Annotated in this window: 16 protein-coding genes; 9 read left to right on the plus strand and 7 right to left on the minus strand. The window is 61.5% G+C overall.

The features are described from left to right. Positions 1–209: 209 nt before the first annotated feature. Entirely contained in the window at positions 210–776 is a 567-nt protein-coding gene (locus tag BM026_RS18755; protein WP_093529663.1) for a hypothetical protein, read from the plus strand. Then, on the plus strand, positions 766–1029 hold the full coding sequence (locus BM026_RS18760; RefSeq protein ID WP_093529665.1) for an acyl carrier protein: 264 nt from the start codon (positions 766–768) through the stop codon (positions 1027–1029). Before BM026_RS18755 ends, BM026_RS18760 begins: the two co-directional genes overlap by 11 nt. Positions 1030–1117: 88 nt before the next feature. Here BM026_RS18760 and BM026_RS18765 read toward each other — a convergent pair whose 3' ends face one another. Next, positions 1118–1579, minus strand: a complete 462-nt coding sequence (locus BM026_RS18765) for an Lrp/AsnC family transcriptional regulator (RefSeq protein ID WP_058427742.1) — start codon at positions 1577–1579, stop codon at positions 1118–1120. Between the two features lie 160 nt (positions 1580–1739). Between BM026_RS18765 and yedA the strand changes: the two genes are divergently transcribed. Further along, the gene (gene yedA, locus BM026_RS18770; protein WP_092248213.1) at positions 1740–2636 is read left to right on the plus strand and encodes a drug/metabolite exporter YedA; all 897 of its coding nucleotides are present in this window, start codon (positions 1740–1742) and stop codon (positions 2634–2636) included. Positions 2637–2684: 48 nt separating this feature from the next. Beyond that, on the plus strand, positions 2685–4019 hold the full coding sequence (locus BM026_RS18775) for an RNA helicase RhlE1 (RefSeq protein ID WP_071489925.1): 1335 nt from the start codon (positions 2685–2687) through the stop codon (positions 4017–4019). Positions 4020–4140: 121 nt separating this feature from the next. On the opposite strand, the gene BM026_RS18780 is transcribed toward BM026_RS18775, so the two are convergent. After that, positions 4141–5367 (minus strand): TIGR03862 family flavoprotein, encoded by a 1227-nt coding sequence (locus tag BM026_RS18780; RefSeq protein ID WP_093529667.1) that lies wholly within the window; start codon positions 5365–5367, stop codon positions 4141–4143. A 166-nt stretch (positions 5368–5533) separates the two neighbouring features. After that, the gene (locus BM026_RS18785; protein WP_093125762.1) at positions 5534–6454 is read right to left on the minus strand and encodes a histone deacetylase family protein; all 921 of its coding nucleotides are present in this window, start codon (positions 6452–6454) and stop codon (positions 5534–5536) included. A gap of 75 nt (positions 6455–6529) precedes the next feature. Here BM026_RS18785 and BM026_RS18790 point away from each other — a divergent pair, with 75 nt between their 5' ends. The 3 genes from BM026_RS18790 to BM026_RS18800 are packed head-to-tail and all read left to right on the plus strand — an operon-like array spanning position 6530 to position 8603. Further along, positions 6530–7099: a GNAT family N-acetyltransferase gene (locus BM026_RS18790; RefSeq protein ID WP_071489928.1), complete on the plus strand. Its 570-nt coding sequence runs from the start codon at positions 6530–6532 to the stop codon at positions 7097–7099. Positions 7100–7137: 38 nt separating this feature from the next. Continuing rightward, positions 7138–8007 carry an acyl-CoA thioesterase II gene (tesB, locus tag BM026_RS18795; RefSeq protein WP_092248219.1) on the plus strand — a complete coding sequence of 290 codons (870 nt, stop codon included), beginning with the start codon at positions 7138–7140 and terminating at the stop codon, positions 8005–8007. Next, positions 8004–8603 (plus strand): HAD family hydrolase, encoded by a 600-nt coding sequence (locus BM026_RS18800; protein ID WP_092248221.1) that lies wholly within the window; start codon positions 8004–8006, stop codon positions 8601–8603. Before tesB ends, BM026_RS18800 begins: the two co-directional genes overlap by 4 nt. Positions 8604–8702: 99 nt before the next feature. Here BM026_RS18800 and BM026_RS18805 read toward each other — a convergent pair whose 3' ends face one another. The 3 genes from BM026_RS18805 to BM026_RS18815 are packed head-to-tail and all read right to left on the minus strand — an operon-like array spanning position 8703 to position 11035. Then, the gene (locus BM026_RS18805) at positions 8703–9677 is read right to left on the minus strand and encodes a hypothetical protein (protein WP_093529669.1); all 975 of its coding nucleotides are present in this window, start codon (positions 9675–9677) and stop codon (positions 8703–8705) included. Further along, entirely contained in the window at positions 9678–10565 is an 888-nt protein-coding gene (locus BM026_RS18810; RefSeq protein WP_092248227.1) for a KPN_02809 family neutral zinc metallopeptidase, read from the minus strand. Between the two features lie 53 nt (positions 10566–10618). After that, positions 10619–11035, minus strand: a complete 417-nt coding sequence (locus tag BM026_RS18815; RefSeq protein WP_071489932.1) for a membrane lipoprotein lipid attachment site-containing protein — start codon at positions 11033–11035, stop codon at positions 10619–10621. 184 nt (positions 11036–11219) lie between these two features. On the opposite strand from BM026_RS18815, the gene BM026_RS18820 reads away from it, so the two are divergent. After that, a complete protein-coding gene (locus tag BM026_RS18820) occupies positions 11220–12098 on the plus strand; it encodes a DMT family transporter (protein WP_071489933.1) in 879 nt (292 codons plus the stop codon). Between the two features lie 13 nt (positions 12099–12111). Here the strand turns inward: BM026_RS18820 and BM026_RS18825 are convergent, their stop codons facing one another. Continuing rightward, positions 12112–13446 (minus strand): MFS transporter, encoded by a 1335-nt coding sequence (locus BM026_RS18825; protein ID WP_092248230.1) that lies wholly within the window; start codon positions 13444–13446, stop codon positions 12112–12114. Positions 13447–13665: 219 nt separating this feature from the next. Here BM026_RS18825 and quiC point away from each other — a divergent pair, with 219 nt between their 5' ends. Beyond that, a complete protein-coding gene (gene quiC, locus BM026_RS18830; protein WP_093514359.1) occupies positions 13666–15567 on the plus strand; it encodes a 3-dehydroshikimate dehydratase QuiC in 1902 nt (633 codons plus the stop codon). Positions 15568–15625 lie beyond the last annotated feature (58 nt).

Below are 15625 nucleotides of genomic sequence, written 5' to 3' on the forward strand. Positions count from 1 at the left end.
CGTCGGATTCTCTCGGAAACGTCCTTCAAATGAAAGAGATGGGTCTTGCTGGCCATTGAAAACCTGGCTTTTGAAGGCGGGTTTCTGAATGGTCAGTAGGCAGAATCCTAGTGCTGCGTAGGACCCTTCTGTTTTTCCGCTTCATTCGCCTACCACCTCTTTTTGCGACCTACCATCCCGCCTGCCATTTACGTACAGGGATTACAGGCATGCGGGAAAGCGATCTTCATACAGCGATCATGAGAAGTCACCTCGAACTCGGGTTAAATCGTATTGATCTAGGCTCAACCTCTAGCCTGGCGTTTCATTTGGGTAACTCGATGACAAGCTGTCCTGCGGTCATGGCACTGCCGAACTCCCCAGGTATTAGCAGCGGCGGCAGTTATCACCTGCTTAAACCCATTTATGCCGATTCGACGGGTCCAAACACCACGGCTGAGGACCTCTGGAAATGCACTCAGGAGCACTATGGGTTGACGGCAGCAACATTTGTCACCGCGTCGGCAGGCATACCAATCAGCAAAATAGCCGTGGGTACTTGGGTTCACGTGGGTTCAAGCAAAACGACAAACCTGGCTAGCCTCATTGGCATGCGCTTTTTCCCTCGCACGCTAATCAGGCAGCCCACAATGGCTAGGATGGCCAAGGCAACGTTTGGCACAGTCCGGGTATTTGGCATTATCGGGCGAGGTATTCCCTTCGTTGCTGCAGGACTGGCCGTCTTTGATTTAATCAGTATTGGTAAGTGTGCCTATGAGGCAAGAAATGGACGGTAATCTGACCAGGGCCGAGATCAGCGAAAAGGTGATTCAACTGTTCGTCGACATCATTGGCTTCATCGACCGAAGCCAGGTGACGGAACAAACGGATTTCATCCGCGACTTCAAGATTATTGATGACGACCTGACCTGCTTCGTCATGCAGATCAAGTGGCAATTCAATCTGCAAGCCACTCAGGCGGATTGGGATCACATCACCACGATCAAGCAGATTGTCGATTTGATTGTTGAGCGCTCAAGTCTGCTTTGATGCAACTGACGTCATCGCAGGCAAGCCAGCTCCCGCCGTTGGAATGCATTTCAACTGTGGGAGCTGGCTTGCCTGCGATGGCGGCGGTTCAGCCACCATTTTTCCCATTGCCCTCCAACTGCCCCAACGGCACCCGCCTCTCTATCGCACTCGACAAAATAATCGAGGTCTTGCTGAACCCGAACTTCGCGATCCGGTTGATCAAATTCTCCAACTCCGGCATCGACCCCACCGCCGCCTGCATGATCACGCACGGGTCGCCGGTCACCCGATGGCATTCTGTCAGCTCGGGAATTTCCGCCAGCGCGTCGTACACCTTCTGACTGCCATGATTGGTCAACCGCAGTTCAATCACGCACTGGATCGGCAACCCCACCTTGGATAAATCCACCTTGGCCTGATACCCGGTGATCACCCCGCTGGCCTCCAATTTGGCCACGCGCTCGGCCACGGCAGGGGCGGAGAGGTTTACCGTGCGGGCCAGTTGCGCGTAGGACGCGCGGCCGTCTTCGAGCAGGGCGCTGAGGAGCATGCGGTCGTATTTGTCCATGATAAGGCTCCGGTTACGCGTGACTTTCGAAAGCACGGTTTATAGCCTTCACAACCATGCTTTGAAAAGTGTAACGGCGTTTTAAACAGGTTTTGTAACTTATGTTTAACGACCTGTCTTTTTAGAATAAGCCTCCCATCTCCTGCCATAGAGCTGCCCAATGCCTGGCCCACGTCGCTTTCCCTTACCGTTGATCGCCGCTTTTTTTGCGCTGTATGTGATCTGGGGGTCCACCTATCTGGTGATTCGCATCGGCGTTGAGTACTGGCCGCCGTTGTTGCTGGCGGGGATTCGGTTTTGCACGGCGGGGGCGTTGATGTATGGCTTCCTGCGCTGGCGTGGGGTGCCGGCGCCGACGTGGCCGCAGTGGAAAGCAGCCGGGATGATTGGTCTTTTGCTGCTCACCGTGGGCAACGGCGGTGTCAGCGTGGCGGAACACATGGGGGTGTCTTCCGGCGTGGCGGCGCTGGCCGTGGCGACGGTGCCGTTGTTCACCTTGCTGTGTGGGTATTTCTGGGGCGCGCGCAACACTCGCTTGGAGTGGGCGGGGGTGATTCTGGGGATCATCGGCATCGCCATGCTCAATATGGGCAGCACGTTGCAGTCGAGCCCGATGGGTGCTGTGTTGCTGTTGGTGGCGGCGGCTTCCTGGGCGTTTGGTTCGGTGTGGAGCCGGCAATTGCCGTTGCCCCAGGGCGCGATGGCCAGTGCTGCGGAGATGCTGGTCGCCGGTGTGGCGCTGTTGTTCGTCAGCGCGCTATCCGGTGAACGCCTGCAGGCCGCGCCGCCGCTGGAAGGCTGGCTGGCCCTGGCCTATCTGACGGTATTCGGCTCGATCATCGCCTTCAATGCCTACATGTACCTGCTCAAGCACGTACGCCCGGCGGCGGCGACCAGCTATGCCTACGTCAACCCGGCGGTGGCGGTATTGCTGGGGATTGTATTCGTGGGCGAGACCATCGGGCTGGAAGAAGCCCTGGCGATGCTGGTGATCATTAGCGCCGTCCTGCTGATCAGCCTGCCCCAGTGGCGCAAGCCCAAGCCGGAAATAAGGTAAACTGCGGCGCATTGCGACCTTGCGCTGAATTTTTCCTACGGTAAACACATGACTTTCGCCACCCTTGGCCTGATCGAACCTTTGCTGCGCGCCCTTGAGACGCTTGGCTACCAGACCCCGACGCCGGTGCAGGCGCAAGCCATTCCGGCAGTGCTGGCCGGTCGCGACCTGATGGCCGCGGCCCAGACCGGCACCGGCAAGACCGCCGGTTTCGCCCTGCCGCTCCTGCAACTGCTGACGATGGAAGGGCCGAAAGTCGCCGCCAACTCGGCGCGTGCGCTGATCCTGTGCCCGACCCGCGAGCTGGCCGAGCAGGTGCACGCCAGCGTCGCCGAGTACGCCCAACACCTGCCACTCACCACCTACGCGGTGTACGGCGGCGTGAGCATCAACCCGCAGATGATGAAGCTGCGCAAGGGCGTCGACATTCTGGTCGCCACGCCCGGTCGCCTGATCGACCTGTTCCGCCAGAACGCGCTGAAGCTCAACCAACTGCAAACCCTGGTGCTCGACGAAGCCGACCGCATGCTCGACCTGGGCTTCTCGGAAGAGCTGGCGAACATCTACCGCATGCTGCCGAAAAAGCGCCAGACCCTGCTGTTCTCCGCGACCTTCTCCGATGACATCCGCCTGCTGGCCGGGCAGATGCTCAACGACCCGCTGAGCATCGAAGTCAGCCCGCGCAACGTTGCTGCCAACACCGTGAAGCAGTGGATCGTGCCGGTGGACAAGAAGCGCAAGCCGGAGCTGTTTGTGCACCTGATGCGCAAAGGCCGCTGGAAGCAGGTGCTGGTGTTCGCCAAGACCCGTAACGGCGTGGATGCGCTGGTGGATAAGTTGCAGGGCCTGGGCATCAATGCCGACGGCATCCATGGCGACAAGCCTCAAGCGACCCGCCAACGTGCGCTGGACCGTTTCAAATCCAGTGAAGTGCAGATCCTGGTAGCCACTGATGTGGCAGCCCGTGGCCTGGACATCGAAGACTTGCCGCTGGTGGTCAACTTCGACTTGCCGATCGTGGCTGAAGACTACATCCACCGAATCGGCCGTACCGGGCGTGCGGGCAATACCGGTGAGGCGATTTCCCTGGTGTGTGCCGATGAAGTGAACATGCTGTCGGCCATCGAGATGCTCACGCGTCAGACCCTGACCCGCAAGATGGAGCCGGACTTCGAACCGGAGCACCGCGTGCCGGACACCGACGCCAGCGGGCAGGTGGTAAAGAAGCCGAAGAAACCGAAGAAGCCTAAAACGTCCGGTGGTGGCGGTAAGCGCAACCTGGGCAAGTGGGTGGACAGCGGTGAAGTGACGCCGGCGGAGCCTTCGATCAAGCCGGTGCGCAAGGTGCCCGTTTTTAATACCGGGCCGCGCAAGAAGAAGTAAGTTCTTCAGCGCGGCTGATGGCCTCATCGGGGGCAAGCCCCCTCCCACACTTTGATTTGTGAATACAGTCAAATGTGGGAGGGGGCTTGCCCCCGATGGCGGCTTTGAATTCACCGCAATCTCAGCGATTGAGCCACTCCAACATCCCCCGCCCAGCCGCCCGGCCGCTGGCAAAACACCCCGTCAGCAAATACCCCCCGGTCGGCGCTTCCCAATCCAGCATCTCCCCCGCACAAAACACTCCCGGCAACTGCTTGAGCATCAAGCGCTCATCCAGCGCCTCAAACTGCACGCCGCCTGCGGTGCTGATGGCCTCATCCATCGGCCGTGTCTTCACCAGCGTCAATGGCAGCGCCTTGATCGCCACCGCCAACTTCGCCGGATCGTTGAAGTGCTCACCCGGCGCCAACTCACGCAGCAGTGCCGCTTTGACCCCCTCCAACCCCAACTGACTGTGCAGGTGTTTGCTCATCGAGCGCGAACCACGCGGCTTGGCCAGGGCAGCCAGGACCTTGTCCAGCGGCTTGCCCGGCAAAAGGTCGATATGCACGGTGGCCGCACCGTCGCGGTTGATCGCTTCGCGAATCGGCGCGGCCAGCGCGTAGATCAAGCTGCCTTCGATGCCGGTAGCGGTGATCACGCATTCGCCCAGCCGAGGCTTGTCGTCCCCCAGCCCGATGGCGACGTTTTTCAACGGCGCGCCAGCGAATTTGCTGACCATCAATTCGCTCCAGGCCGACACCTCGAAACCGCAGTTGCTCGGTTGCAGCGGGGCGCAGGGCACGCCGCGATCCGCCAGCAACGGGAGCCACGCACCGTCCGAGCCCAGGCGCGACCAGCTGCCGCCGCCCAGCGCCAGCAGCACGGCATCGCTGCGGACCGTTTTTTCGCCTTCGGGGCTGTGGATAAGTAAGTCGCCCTCGGCATTCCAGCCTACCCAACGATGCCGGGTGTGGATAACCACGCCCTGGTCGCGCAGACGCTTGAGCCAGGCGCGCAGCAGCGGGGCGGCTTTCATATCTGTAGGAAACACTCGGCCCGAGCTGCCGACAAAGGTCTTGATCCCCAAGCCATGAATCCACTCGCACAACGCCTCGGCCCCAAAACTACGCAGCAGTGGCGCCATGTGCGGCGCACGTTCGGCATAGCGCGACAGAAACGCCGGGTACGCCTCGGAGTGGGTGATGTTCATGCCGCCCACGCCGGCCAGCAGGAACTTGCGCCCCACGGACGGCATGCCGTCGTACAGGTCCACCCGTACGCCCGCCTGGCTCAGGACTTCGGCGGCCATCAATCCGGCAGGGCCGCCGCCGATGATGATGACGTGTGGGGGAGGGGTATCGGGCATGGGCTGCGCTCGCATAAATTAGCCGAGCATTCTACCCGACGAGAGTGAAAACGCCTGATCAAAAAACGTACAGCTTCCTACAGGCCTTATGATTAGTAGCTCTCACACGCTTACACTCAAGTTATCCACAGGTGGTTCCACAGGCATTGTGGGTAACGCTCACAGTTCAGTGACAACCTGATGACGTCCATACCCGTTGCGCACTGTGGTGCAGAATGCCGTGGCGGCGGGCCAGGGCCGGGCGGTCCTTGCTGTAGCCGCCGCCGATCACGCCCATCACCGGGATGTTGCGGCCCAGGCAGTGGCGCATCACGCTTTCGTCGCGGGCGGCGACGCCTTGGTCTGTCAGCTTGAGGTAACCGAGGGCGTCGTCCTTGTGCACATCGACGCCGGCGTCGTACAGCACCAGGTCCGGCTGGTAGAGCGGCAGCAGGTAGTTGAGCGCGTCGTCCACCACCTTGAGGTAATCGGCGTCGCCCATGCCCATCGGCAGAGGGATGTCCCAGTCACTCTGGGCCTTGCGGGCCGGGAAGTTCTTTTCGCAGTGCAGCGATACGGTGATGGCGTCCGGCGTGTCGTGGAGGATGCGTGCCGTGCCATCGCCCTGGTGCACGTCGCAATCGAAGATCAGCACGCGGTTGACCCGGCCACTGGCAAGCAGGTAATGGCTGATCACCGCCAGGTCATTGAAGATGCAGAAGCCCGCCGGGTAATCGTAGTGAGCGTGGTGGGTGCCGCCTGCAAGGTGGCAGGCCAGGCCGTGTTCCAGTGCTTGCTCCGCTGCCAGGATGGAGCCACCGACCGCGCGCACGGTGCGCCGGGCCAGGGCTTCGTTCCAGGGCAGGCCGAGGCGACGTTGGTCCTCGCGGGACAACTCGCCGCCCATGTAGCGTTCGATATACCCAGCGTCATGGGCCAGGGCCAGAATCTCTGGCGGGCACAGCTGCGGGCGCAGCAGTTGGCTGTCCTCGGTCAGTCCGGTGGACACCAGGTGGTCGCGCAGCAGGCGGAACTTGTCCATGGGGAACCGGTGGTCCGCCGGGAACTCGGGGCTGTAGTCATCGTGGTAGATCAATGGCAGAGGCATGGGATTTTCTGACGGGAACCTGCGACGCATCTTACCCGCGTTGTACACTCACGCACATGGCAAGGGAGGGGACCCATGGAGCCGATACTCGAATTGGAAAGCGCACGCCTTTTGTTGCGCCAATGGCGCGACAGCGACCTGCCGGACTTTGCGCGCATGTGCGCCGACCCGCAGGTGATGCGTTATTTCCCGGCCACACTGAGCCACCTGGAAAGCGCCGCGTTGATCGGGCGGATTCGTGGCCACTTCGCCGAATACGGCTTTGGCCTGTGGGCGTTGCAACGCAAGGACACGGGGGAATTCATCGGTCTCACCGGGTTGCTGAATGTCAGCTTCGATGCCGACTTTACCCCGGCGGTGGAAATCGGCTGGCGCCTGGCTCGCGAACACTGGGGCCTGGGCTATGCCAGCGAGGCCGCGTGGACCGCATTGCGCTGTGGTTTTGATCGTCTGAACCTGGACGAGATTGTCGCCTTCACCACCGAATCCAATCTGCCATCACAAAAAGTCATGCAGGCCATCGGTATGCATTACGATCCCCAGGCAGATTTTGAACACCCCAAGGTCGCAGCCGATGACCCGCTGCGCCATCATGTTTTGTACCGCATCACCCGCGCCCAATGGTTGGACACGCTGCACGGATAGGCAGCCCGGAATGCCCGATAGATTTTAGGAGTTGCTCTATGAGCCAAGTATTGGAAGATCTGGTGGACCTGCTGACCCTGGAGCCGATCGAGGAAAACCTCTTTCGTGGCCGCAGCCAGGACCTGGGTTTTCGCCAACTGTTCGGCGGCCAGGTGCTCGGCCAGTCGCTGTCGGCGGCCAGCCAGACCGTAGAAGAAGCGCGGCATGTGCATTCGCTGCACGGTTACTTCCTGCGCCCCGGCGACGCGAAATTACCGGTGGTGTACTCGGTGGACCGCGTGCGGGATGGCGGCAGTTTCAGCACGCGTCGCGTGACCGCGATCCAGAAGGGCCACCCGATCTTCACCTGCAGTGCATCCTTCCAATATGACGAAGAAGGTTTTGCGCATCAGAGCACCATGCCGGTGGTAGTCGGCCCGGAAAACCTGCCGTCGGAGCTGGAACTGACCCAGCAACGCGCGCACCTGATCCCCGAGCACATGCGCGACAAGCTGCTGTGCCCCAAGCCGATCGAAGTGCGCCCGGTCACCGAGAAAGACCCGTTCAACCCGCAACCGTCCGACCCGGTCAAGTACGTGTGGTTCCGCGCCGACGGCGCCCTGGCCGATGCACCGGCGCTGCACAAATACCTGCTGGCCTACGCCTCGGACTTCGGCCTGCTGACCACTTCGCTGCTGCCCCACGGCAAAACCGTGTGGCAGAAAGACATGCAGGTCGCCAGCCTCGATCACGCGCTGTGGTTCCACGCCGACCTGCGTGCCGATGACTGGTTGCTCTACGCCATGGACAGCCCGTGGGCCGGCAATTCCAGGGGGTTCTCCCGAGGCAGCGTGTACAACCGCGCCGGGCAACTGGTGGCCTCGGTCACCCAGGAAGGCCTGATTCGCCATCGCAAGGATTGGGCATGAGCCTGACAGAGGTTAAACATTGGGTGTTCGACATGGACGGCACCCTGACGGTGGCCGTGCATGATTTCGCGGCCATTCGCGTGGCCCTGGAGATTCCACCTGAAGACGACATCCTCACGCACCTGGCGGCGTTGCCGAAGGAGGTTGCGGCGGCCAAGCATGCCTGGTTGCTGGAGCACGAGCGTGAGCTGGCGTTGGAGTCGGTGGCCGCCGAAGGCGCGGTAGAACTGGTGCGCGAACTGGCCGGGCGTGGCTATCGCCTGGGCATCCTGACGCGCAATGCGCGGGAGTTGGCGCATATCACCCTGGACGCGATTGGCCTGGCGGACTGTTTTGCCATGGAGGACGTACTGGGGCGTGACGATGCGCAACCGAAGCCGGATCCGGACGGCCTGCTGAAACTCGCGGCGGCGTGGGATGTGGCGCCAAGCGAGATGGTGATGGTCGGTGATTACCGCTTTGACCTGGACTGCGGCCGGGCGGCGGGGACGCGAACGGTGTTGGTGAATCTGCCGGAGAACCCGTGGCCGGAGTTGGCGGATTGGCATGCATCGGACTGCGCGGTGCTGCACCAGATGATCCAGCCCAGACAATAGAGATCAACTGTGGGAGGGGGCTTGCCCCCGATAGCGGTGTATAAATCAGCACATGTGTAGTTGGCAGACCGCAATCGGGGGCAAGCCCCCTCCCACAGGTTATGGCGTGAACAGTACTTTCTGGCCCTCGGGCGACGTAAACATCCCATCCCCGTTATGCCCCACTCCCGGCACTTCCACCAGCGTGTGACTCAACTGCGGGTGCCGCTGCTTGAGGTAGTCAAAATAGTTGTGCCCACGAATCAGGCGGTACGCGCCCTGGGTCTCGGCGGCGCAGCTTTTGTCCAGCGCCGGGTGGTTCGGGTCGGTGTCCTGCTGGCCCAGCAGGTAGGTGATATTGCGTGACACGTAAGCCTGCTCCAGCTGTTGGGCGCTCTGGCCCTTGGCGTAGTCGGGCAGGTCTTGCAGGCCGTACTTCCAGTCGTTGAAGCCTGGGCAACTCGCCGTGTCGAACTTCACTGGGCGTTGTGGGGTGAAGTAGGCGTAGGACGAAGGGTTGGCCACCACGTAACGCAGGCTGATGCCTTCGGTTTGCAGCAGCGGATGGTCGTGCCCGGTGAGGGCGAAGCGCTGCACCACCTGGCCGCCACCGGAGTGGCCGGCCACGACGATTTCCTTCAGCGCCGGGAACAGCGTGCGGTTGCCCAGGTGCTTGATGATCTGGTCGAGGGCGCCGTAGGAACTGATGTGTCCCGGACCGGTGGAGGGCTCGCCGGCCATCCAGTCATTGCCGTTCCAGCGCAGTACCTGATTGTCCAGGTGGTTGCGCTTGACGTCGGACGCATTCAGAAACTGCGGCGCAATCACCAGTGTGTTGGCGCTCTGGCCTGCGTGCTCGGCGGCGTCTTCGGCGCTTTGCAGGTAGGTTTGCGCATTGCGCAGGCGGCCGTGCACGATGATCAATGCGCGGGTGACCTGGGGCAGTGGCTGGCGCCAATCCTGGCTCAAACCGAGGCTGAGATCGCCGGCCTCCAGGTGGAAACGATGGGGGCTGACGTCCTTGACGCCGTGTTCGGCGGCCCAGGTTGAACACGTGACTAACAAGCCCAGCAGCCATCCCAATCGTTTATTCATTTAAAGACTCTTGGCGGTAAACGTGTCGCATTGAGTGATCTGGCCCTGGGCGAAGCCGGTCTTGAACCAGCGAACCCGCTGTGCCGAGGTGCCGTGGGTAAACGAGTCCGGCACAACACGCCCCTGACCCTGTTGCTGCAAGCGGTCATCGCCAATGGCGTTGGCCGCGTTCAGTGCTTCTTCGATATCGCCGGGTTCCAGCCAGTTGAGGCGCTTTTGCGCACGGTTGGCCCAGACCCCGGCGAAGCAGTCGGCCTGCAGTTCCTGGCGCACCAGCAGGCCGCCATCACCTTGCATCGGCCGACCCTGCTGGCGTGCGGCCTGGATTTTCGACGAGATGCCCAGCAAGGTCTGCACGTGATGCCCGACTTCGTGGGCGATCACGTAGGCCTGGGCGAAATCACCGGCGGCCTGGAAGCGCTGCGACATTTCCCGGAAGAAATCCAGGTCCAGGTACACCTGCTGGTCAGCCGGGCAATAGAACGGGCCGCTGGCCGAGGTGGCTCCCCCGCAGGCGGAATTGACCCGGCCACGGAACAGAATCAGTTTCGGATTCTTGTAGGCCAGGCCGTTTTCCTGGAACACCTGGCCCCAGGTGTCTTCGGTATCGCCCAGCACGGCGCGGACAAAGTCTGCTTGCTCATCGTTGGCCGGCGGCGCCTGACGTGTCTGCGTACTCACCGAGGGTGCCTGTTCCATCTGGCCGGTCAGTTGGCCGAGGATCTGCAACGGGTCCTGGCCGGTCAACCAGCCGATGCCGACAATCAGCACGATGGCCGTGAGGCTCAGGCCCTTGCCGCCCCCAAAGCGCATACCGCCCCCACCACCGCCGCTGTCATCGCGGGCGTCGACCACGTTGTCGCTGCGTCGGCCTTTTTTCCATAGCATGGGGCAATCCTCTTGGTGAACGGTCCTACATTAATTGGGGAAGAGTATGGCCGTTAATCGCGGCAATAGCCTTCGCCGGTATCGACAATCAGGCAATCCTTTTTATCCGCCAACCATTTCAAACCGGTGGCTTCGCCGTCGCCGGCGCTCAATTGCTGGGGGCCGTCCGGGCGGGTAAAGGCGATGCCGTCTTCGTTGGCTTCACCTTTGAAGGTGCCGGAGTCGTCGTCATCAAGGCCATATTTCATGGTCAGAATGTAGTGACCACGGCCAATACTGTCGTCCTTGGCGATGGTGAGGTAGAGGCCTTCTACGCCGATCCACTTGCCGAGCCATTTGTCGGTGGGCGGCGTTGCCGGCACCAGGGTGGCCTGCACGGACGCCGGTGCCGGCTTGGGGGCTGGCTGCTCTTGCTGGTTGCACGCGGTGAGCAGGGCAAGGGCAGACAGGACAAAGAGGATTTTTTTCATAGCAGCAAGGCCTTGATTAAAAAGTGTGCAACACGGCGGTCAACGTGCAGCGTTGGACTCGAATCCCGTGATTTAGTGCGCTGTTCGCACGGTGTTTGGTTATGCTCTAGGGGCAGACGCAGGCCCGGCTGCTAGATTACCGGGTTGAGTGCCACGCGTTCAGCTCGCCACGCAAGAGAATTCCATGACTGTCAGCACCCCCCTTTCCGGCGTCAACCACCCCTTCAAAGGCATTTTGCTGATTGTACTGGCGACGTTCCTGTTCTCCAGCCATGACGCCTTGTCCAAATACCTGGCCGGGTTCTACCCGATCGTGATGGTGGTGTGGGCGCGTTACCTGGTGCACACCCTCTTGATGGCCGGCATCTTCCTGCCGCAATCGGGCTTGCGCGTGCTGCGCAGCAAGCGGCCGGGGATGCAGGTGGTGCGGGCGCTGTGCCTGTTGGGCACCAGCCTGTTTTTCACCTCGGCGCTGCACTTCATCCCCCTGGCGGAAGCCACGGCGGTGAACTTCCTTGCACCGATCCTGGTAACGGCGCTCTCGGTGCCGCTGCTCGGCGAACATGTGACGCGTGGCCAGTGGCTGGCGGTGATCTGCGGGTTTGTCGGGGTGCTGGTCATCATCCACCCGGGCGGCGAACTGTTCACCCCGGCGGTCTTGTTGCCCCTGTGTTCGGCGCTGTTCTTCTGCTTCTACCAACTGCTCACGCGCATTCTCAGCCAATACGACACGCCCACCACCAGCAACTTCTTCGCCGGTCTGTGCAATACCTTGGTGATGAGTGCGATGGTGCCGTTTTTCTGGCAAGTGCCGACGCTGTGGCACGGCGTGTTGATGCTGGCCCTGGGCACCTGCGGGATGACCGCGCATTTGATGCTGACCCAGGCGTTCCGCTTCGCGGCACCGGCCTTGCTGGCGCCGTTTGGCTATTGCCAGATCGTGTTCGCGGGGTTGTTGGGCTGGCTGGTGTTCAACCACACCCCGGACCTGACCACGGTGGTCGGTATCGGGGTGATCTGCATGAGCGGGCTGGCCGCTGCCTGGCAGCAGCGGCGCCGGTAGCTGAGACGGTAGATCAAACGTCCACGGTAGGGATCTTGCGCGGCGCCATGAAGTACATCCAGGTCAGCGCAATGAAGTACATCGCCGGGATCAGGGTGAACAACACCGTGTAGTTGTTGTTCGTGACCGTGAGGATATGGCCGACGATCTGGGTCATGAACATGCCGCCGATGGCCGCGCACATGCCACCAAAACCGAACACCGTGCTCATCATGTGCTTGGGTGTGTAGTCCATCACCAGGCTCCAGATGTTGGCGGTCCAGGCCTGGTGTGCGCCAATCGCCAGGGAGATGGCGAACACCGCGACCCACAGCTGGCTGGAACCGGCGGCCATGATCACGCCGACGATGCAGCAGGCAAACAGCAGCATCGACAGCAGCCGCGCCTTGATCGAGTTCATGCCTCGGCCGATCAGGAACGACGACAGAATCCCACCCCCCACGCTGCCGAAGTCGGCGGTCAGGTAGATGATGATCAGCGGGATACCCATCTGGGTCACGTTGATGCCCAGGTTGTATTGCTGGTTCAGGAACGGCGGCAGCCAGTACAGGTAGAACCAGAACACCGGCGCGGTCATCGAGTAGGCGAGGGCGAAGGCCCAGGTGCCACGCATGCGCAGGATGCGGCTGAAGGGCACGCGGGGTTGTTCCGGTTCGACTTCCTGTTGCACGTAGTCCAGTTCGGATTGTTTGACGGTGGGGTGGTCTTCCGGGTTGAAGTACTTCAAGCCCCAGAACAGCAGCCAGATCCCGCCGAGCGCCGACATGCACAGGAACGCCGCCTGCCAGCCCCACACGTGCAGGATCAACGGCAGCAGCATCGGCGTCATCATCGCACCCACGTTGGTGCCGGCGTTGAAGATACCGGTGGCCACTGCCCGTTCACCGGCCGGGAACCACAGGCGCGTGGTCTTGACGCAGGCCGGGTAGTTGGCGGCTTCGGTCAGCCCGAGAATGAAACGACAGACCATGAAGCCCACCGCCGAGGTGGCCAGGCCGTGGGCGCCGGTGGCCAGGCTCCACAACAGGACCGCGCAGAAGAACACGCGCTTCACGCCGACCCGGTCGATCAAGCGGCCCTGCAGCACAAAGCCGATGGCATAGCCGACCTGGAACCAGAAGTTGATGTTGGCGTAGTCCATCGCCGTCCAGCTCATCTCCTTGGCGAGGATAGGCTGCATCACGCCCAATGCGGCGCGGTCGATGTAGTTGAGGGTGGTGGCGAAGAACACCAGGGCCAACATGCCCCAGCGCGTTTTACCCACGGCCAGGGCGCCGCGGATCTTGTCGCCGATGCCGGCGTGCGGTGTGCCCGGGCGGTCGGCCAGGACGGAGTTTTGCAGAGGCATGAGGTCGTACCCGTTTTTTGAAATTTTTATGGTGTGTTCTGGGTCTTGTTACTGAATCGATGGTGCGCAGCGGCTAAAAAATCGTCAATTCGCCAAACGGCTTTGTGTTCGATAATCGCACCAAAAACTAACCGGTTCGTACATTTTAATTGCTGTGAACAGTTTAGCGGCCAATAATTTGCCGTAAATAAGACGCGCCTTAAATGCCGGGAGTCGCCCATGCAACGCTCTATTGCCACCGTTTCCTTGAGCGGAACCCTGCCGGAGAAACTCGAAGCCATCGCGGCCGCCGGGTTCGATGGCGTAGAAATCTTCGAAAACGATCTGTTGTATTACGATGGCAGCCCCCGTGAAGTGAGGCAAATGTGTGCCGACCTGGGCATTGCCATCACCTTGTTCCAGCCGTTTCGCGATTTTGAAGGCTGCCGTCGAGACCGCCTTGCACGTAACCTGGAGCGCGCCGAGCGCAAATTCGACTTGATGCAGGAACTGGGCACCGACCTGGTGCTGGTGTGCAGCAATGCCTCCGCCGATTGCGTGGGCGACGAGCGCATTCTGCTCGATGACCTCGGCCTGCTCGCCGAACACGCCGGCCGTCGTGGCTTGCGCATTGGCTATGAAGCGCTGGCCTGGGGCAAGCATGTAAATACCTGGCAACAGGTGTGGAACCTGGTGCGTCAGGTCGATCACCCGAGCCTTGGTGTATTGCTCGACAGCTTTCATACCCTGTCCCTCAAGGGCGACCCGAGCGCCATCGCCGAGATCCCCGGCGACAAGATCTTCTTCGTACAAATGGCCGACGCGCCGATCCTGGCCATGGACGTGCTGGAGTGGAGTCGGCACTTCCGTTGCTTCCCCGGCCAAGGCGAATTCGACCTGGCTGGGTTCCTCGGGCCGATCATCAAGAGCGGCTACACCGGGCCGCTGTCCCTGGAAATTTTCAACGACGGCTTCCGCGCCGCGCCCACCCGTGCGAATGCGGCGGATGGCCTGCGCTCCCTGCTGTACCTCGAAGAGAAAACCCGCGAACGCCTGAAGCAGGAAGCGCCGACGCAACCGGTCGAGATTCTGTTTGATACCCCGCCTGCCAGCGAATACGACGGCATCGAGTTCCTTGAATTTGCCGTGGACGAGAGCCTTGGCGCCAAGCTCACCCACTGGCTGGAACGCCTGGGGTTCGTCAAGGCCGGGCAGCATCGCTCCAAGAGCGTGAGCCTGTTGCGCCAGGGCGATATCAACCTGATCCTCAACTGCGAACCCTATTCGTTTGCCCACAACTTTTTCGAGGCCCACGGGCCGTCGCTGTGTGCCACCGCGATTCGGGTCAAGGACAGCGCCAAGGCCCTGGAGCGGGCGGTGGCGTACAAAGGCCAGCCGTATCGCGGCCTGGTCGGGCCGAATGAGCTGGAGCTGGCGGCGGTACGTGCGCCGGATGGCAGCCTGATTTACCTGGTGGATGAGAGTGAAGGCGGGCTGTACGACACCGACTTCAACCTGCAGCCCGGCGTGTCATCCAGCGGCGGCTTGCTGCGTATCGACCATATGGCCATGGCCCTGCCAGCCGACAGCCTCGACAGCTGGGTGCTGTTCTACAAGAGCCTGCTGGATTTCGAAGCCGATGACGAAGTGGTACTGCCCGACCCTTACGGCCTGGTGAAAAGCCGCGCGCTGCGCAGCCGTTGCAGCTCGATCCGTCTGCCGCTGAACATCTCCGAGAACCGCAACACGGCGATTTCCCACGCGCTGTCGAGCTATCGCGGCTCGGGTGTGCACCATATCGCCTTCGACTGCGCGGATATCTTTGCCGAAGTGCGCCGCGCCAAGGAGGCCGGTGTGCCGCTGCTGGATATCCCGCTCAACTACTACGACGACCTGGCGGCGCGTTTCGATTTCGACGATGAGTTCCTCAGTGAGCTGGCGTACTACAACGTGCTGTACGACCGCGATACCCAGGGCGGCGAGTTGTTTCACGTCTACACCGAACCCTTCGAAGGGCGGTTTTTCTTCGAGATCATCCAGCGCAAGAACGGTTATGCCGGCTACGGTGCGGCCAACGTGGCGGTGCGCCTGGCCGCCATGGCCAAATCGCGCAGCGGTGCGGTGCGCCAGGCACGTTTATAACGACGGTTGCGGTGCTTTCTTTCGGGGAGCGTCGCGGCCCATAATCACGGCCTGCATA

It is taken from the genome of Pseudomonas sp. NFPP24 (assembly GCF_900112095.1).
Classification (GTDB): Bacteria; Pseudomonadota; Gammaproteobacteria; order Pseudomonadales; family Pseudomonadaceae; genus Aquipseudomonas; species Aquipseudomonas extremorientalis.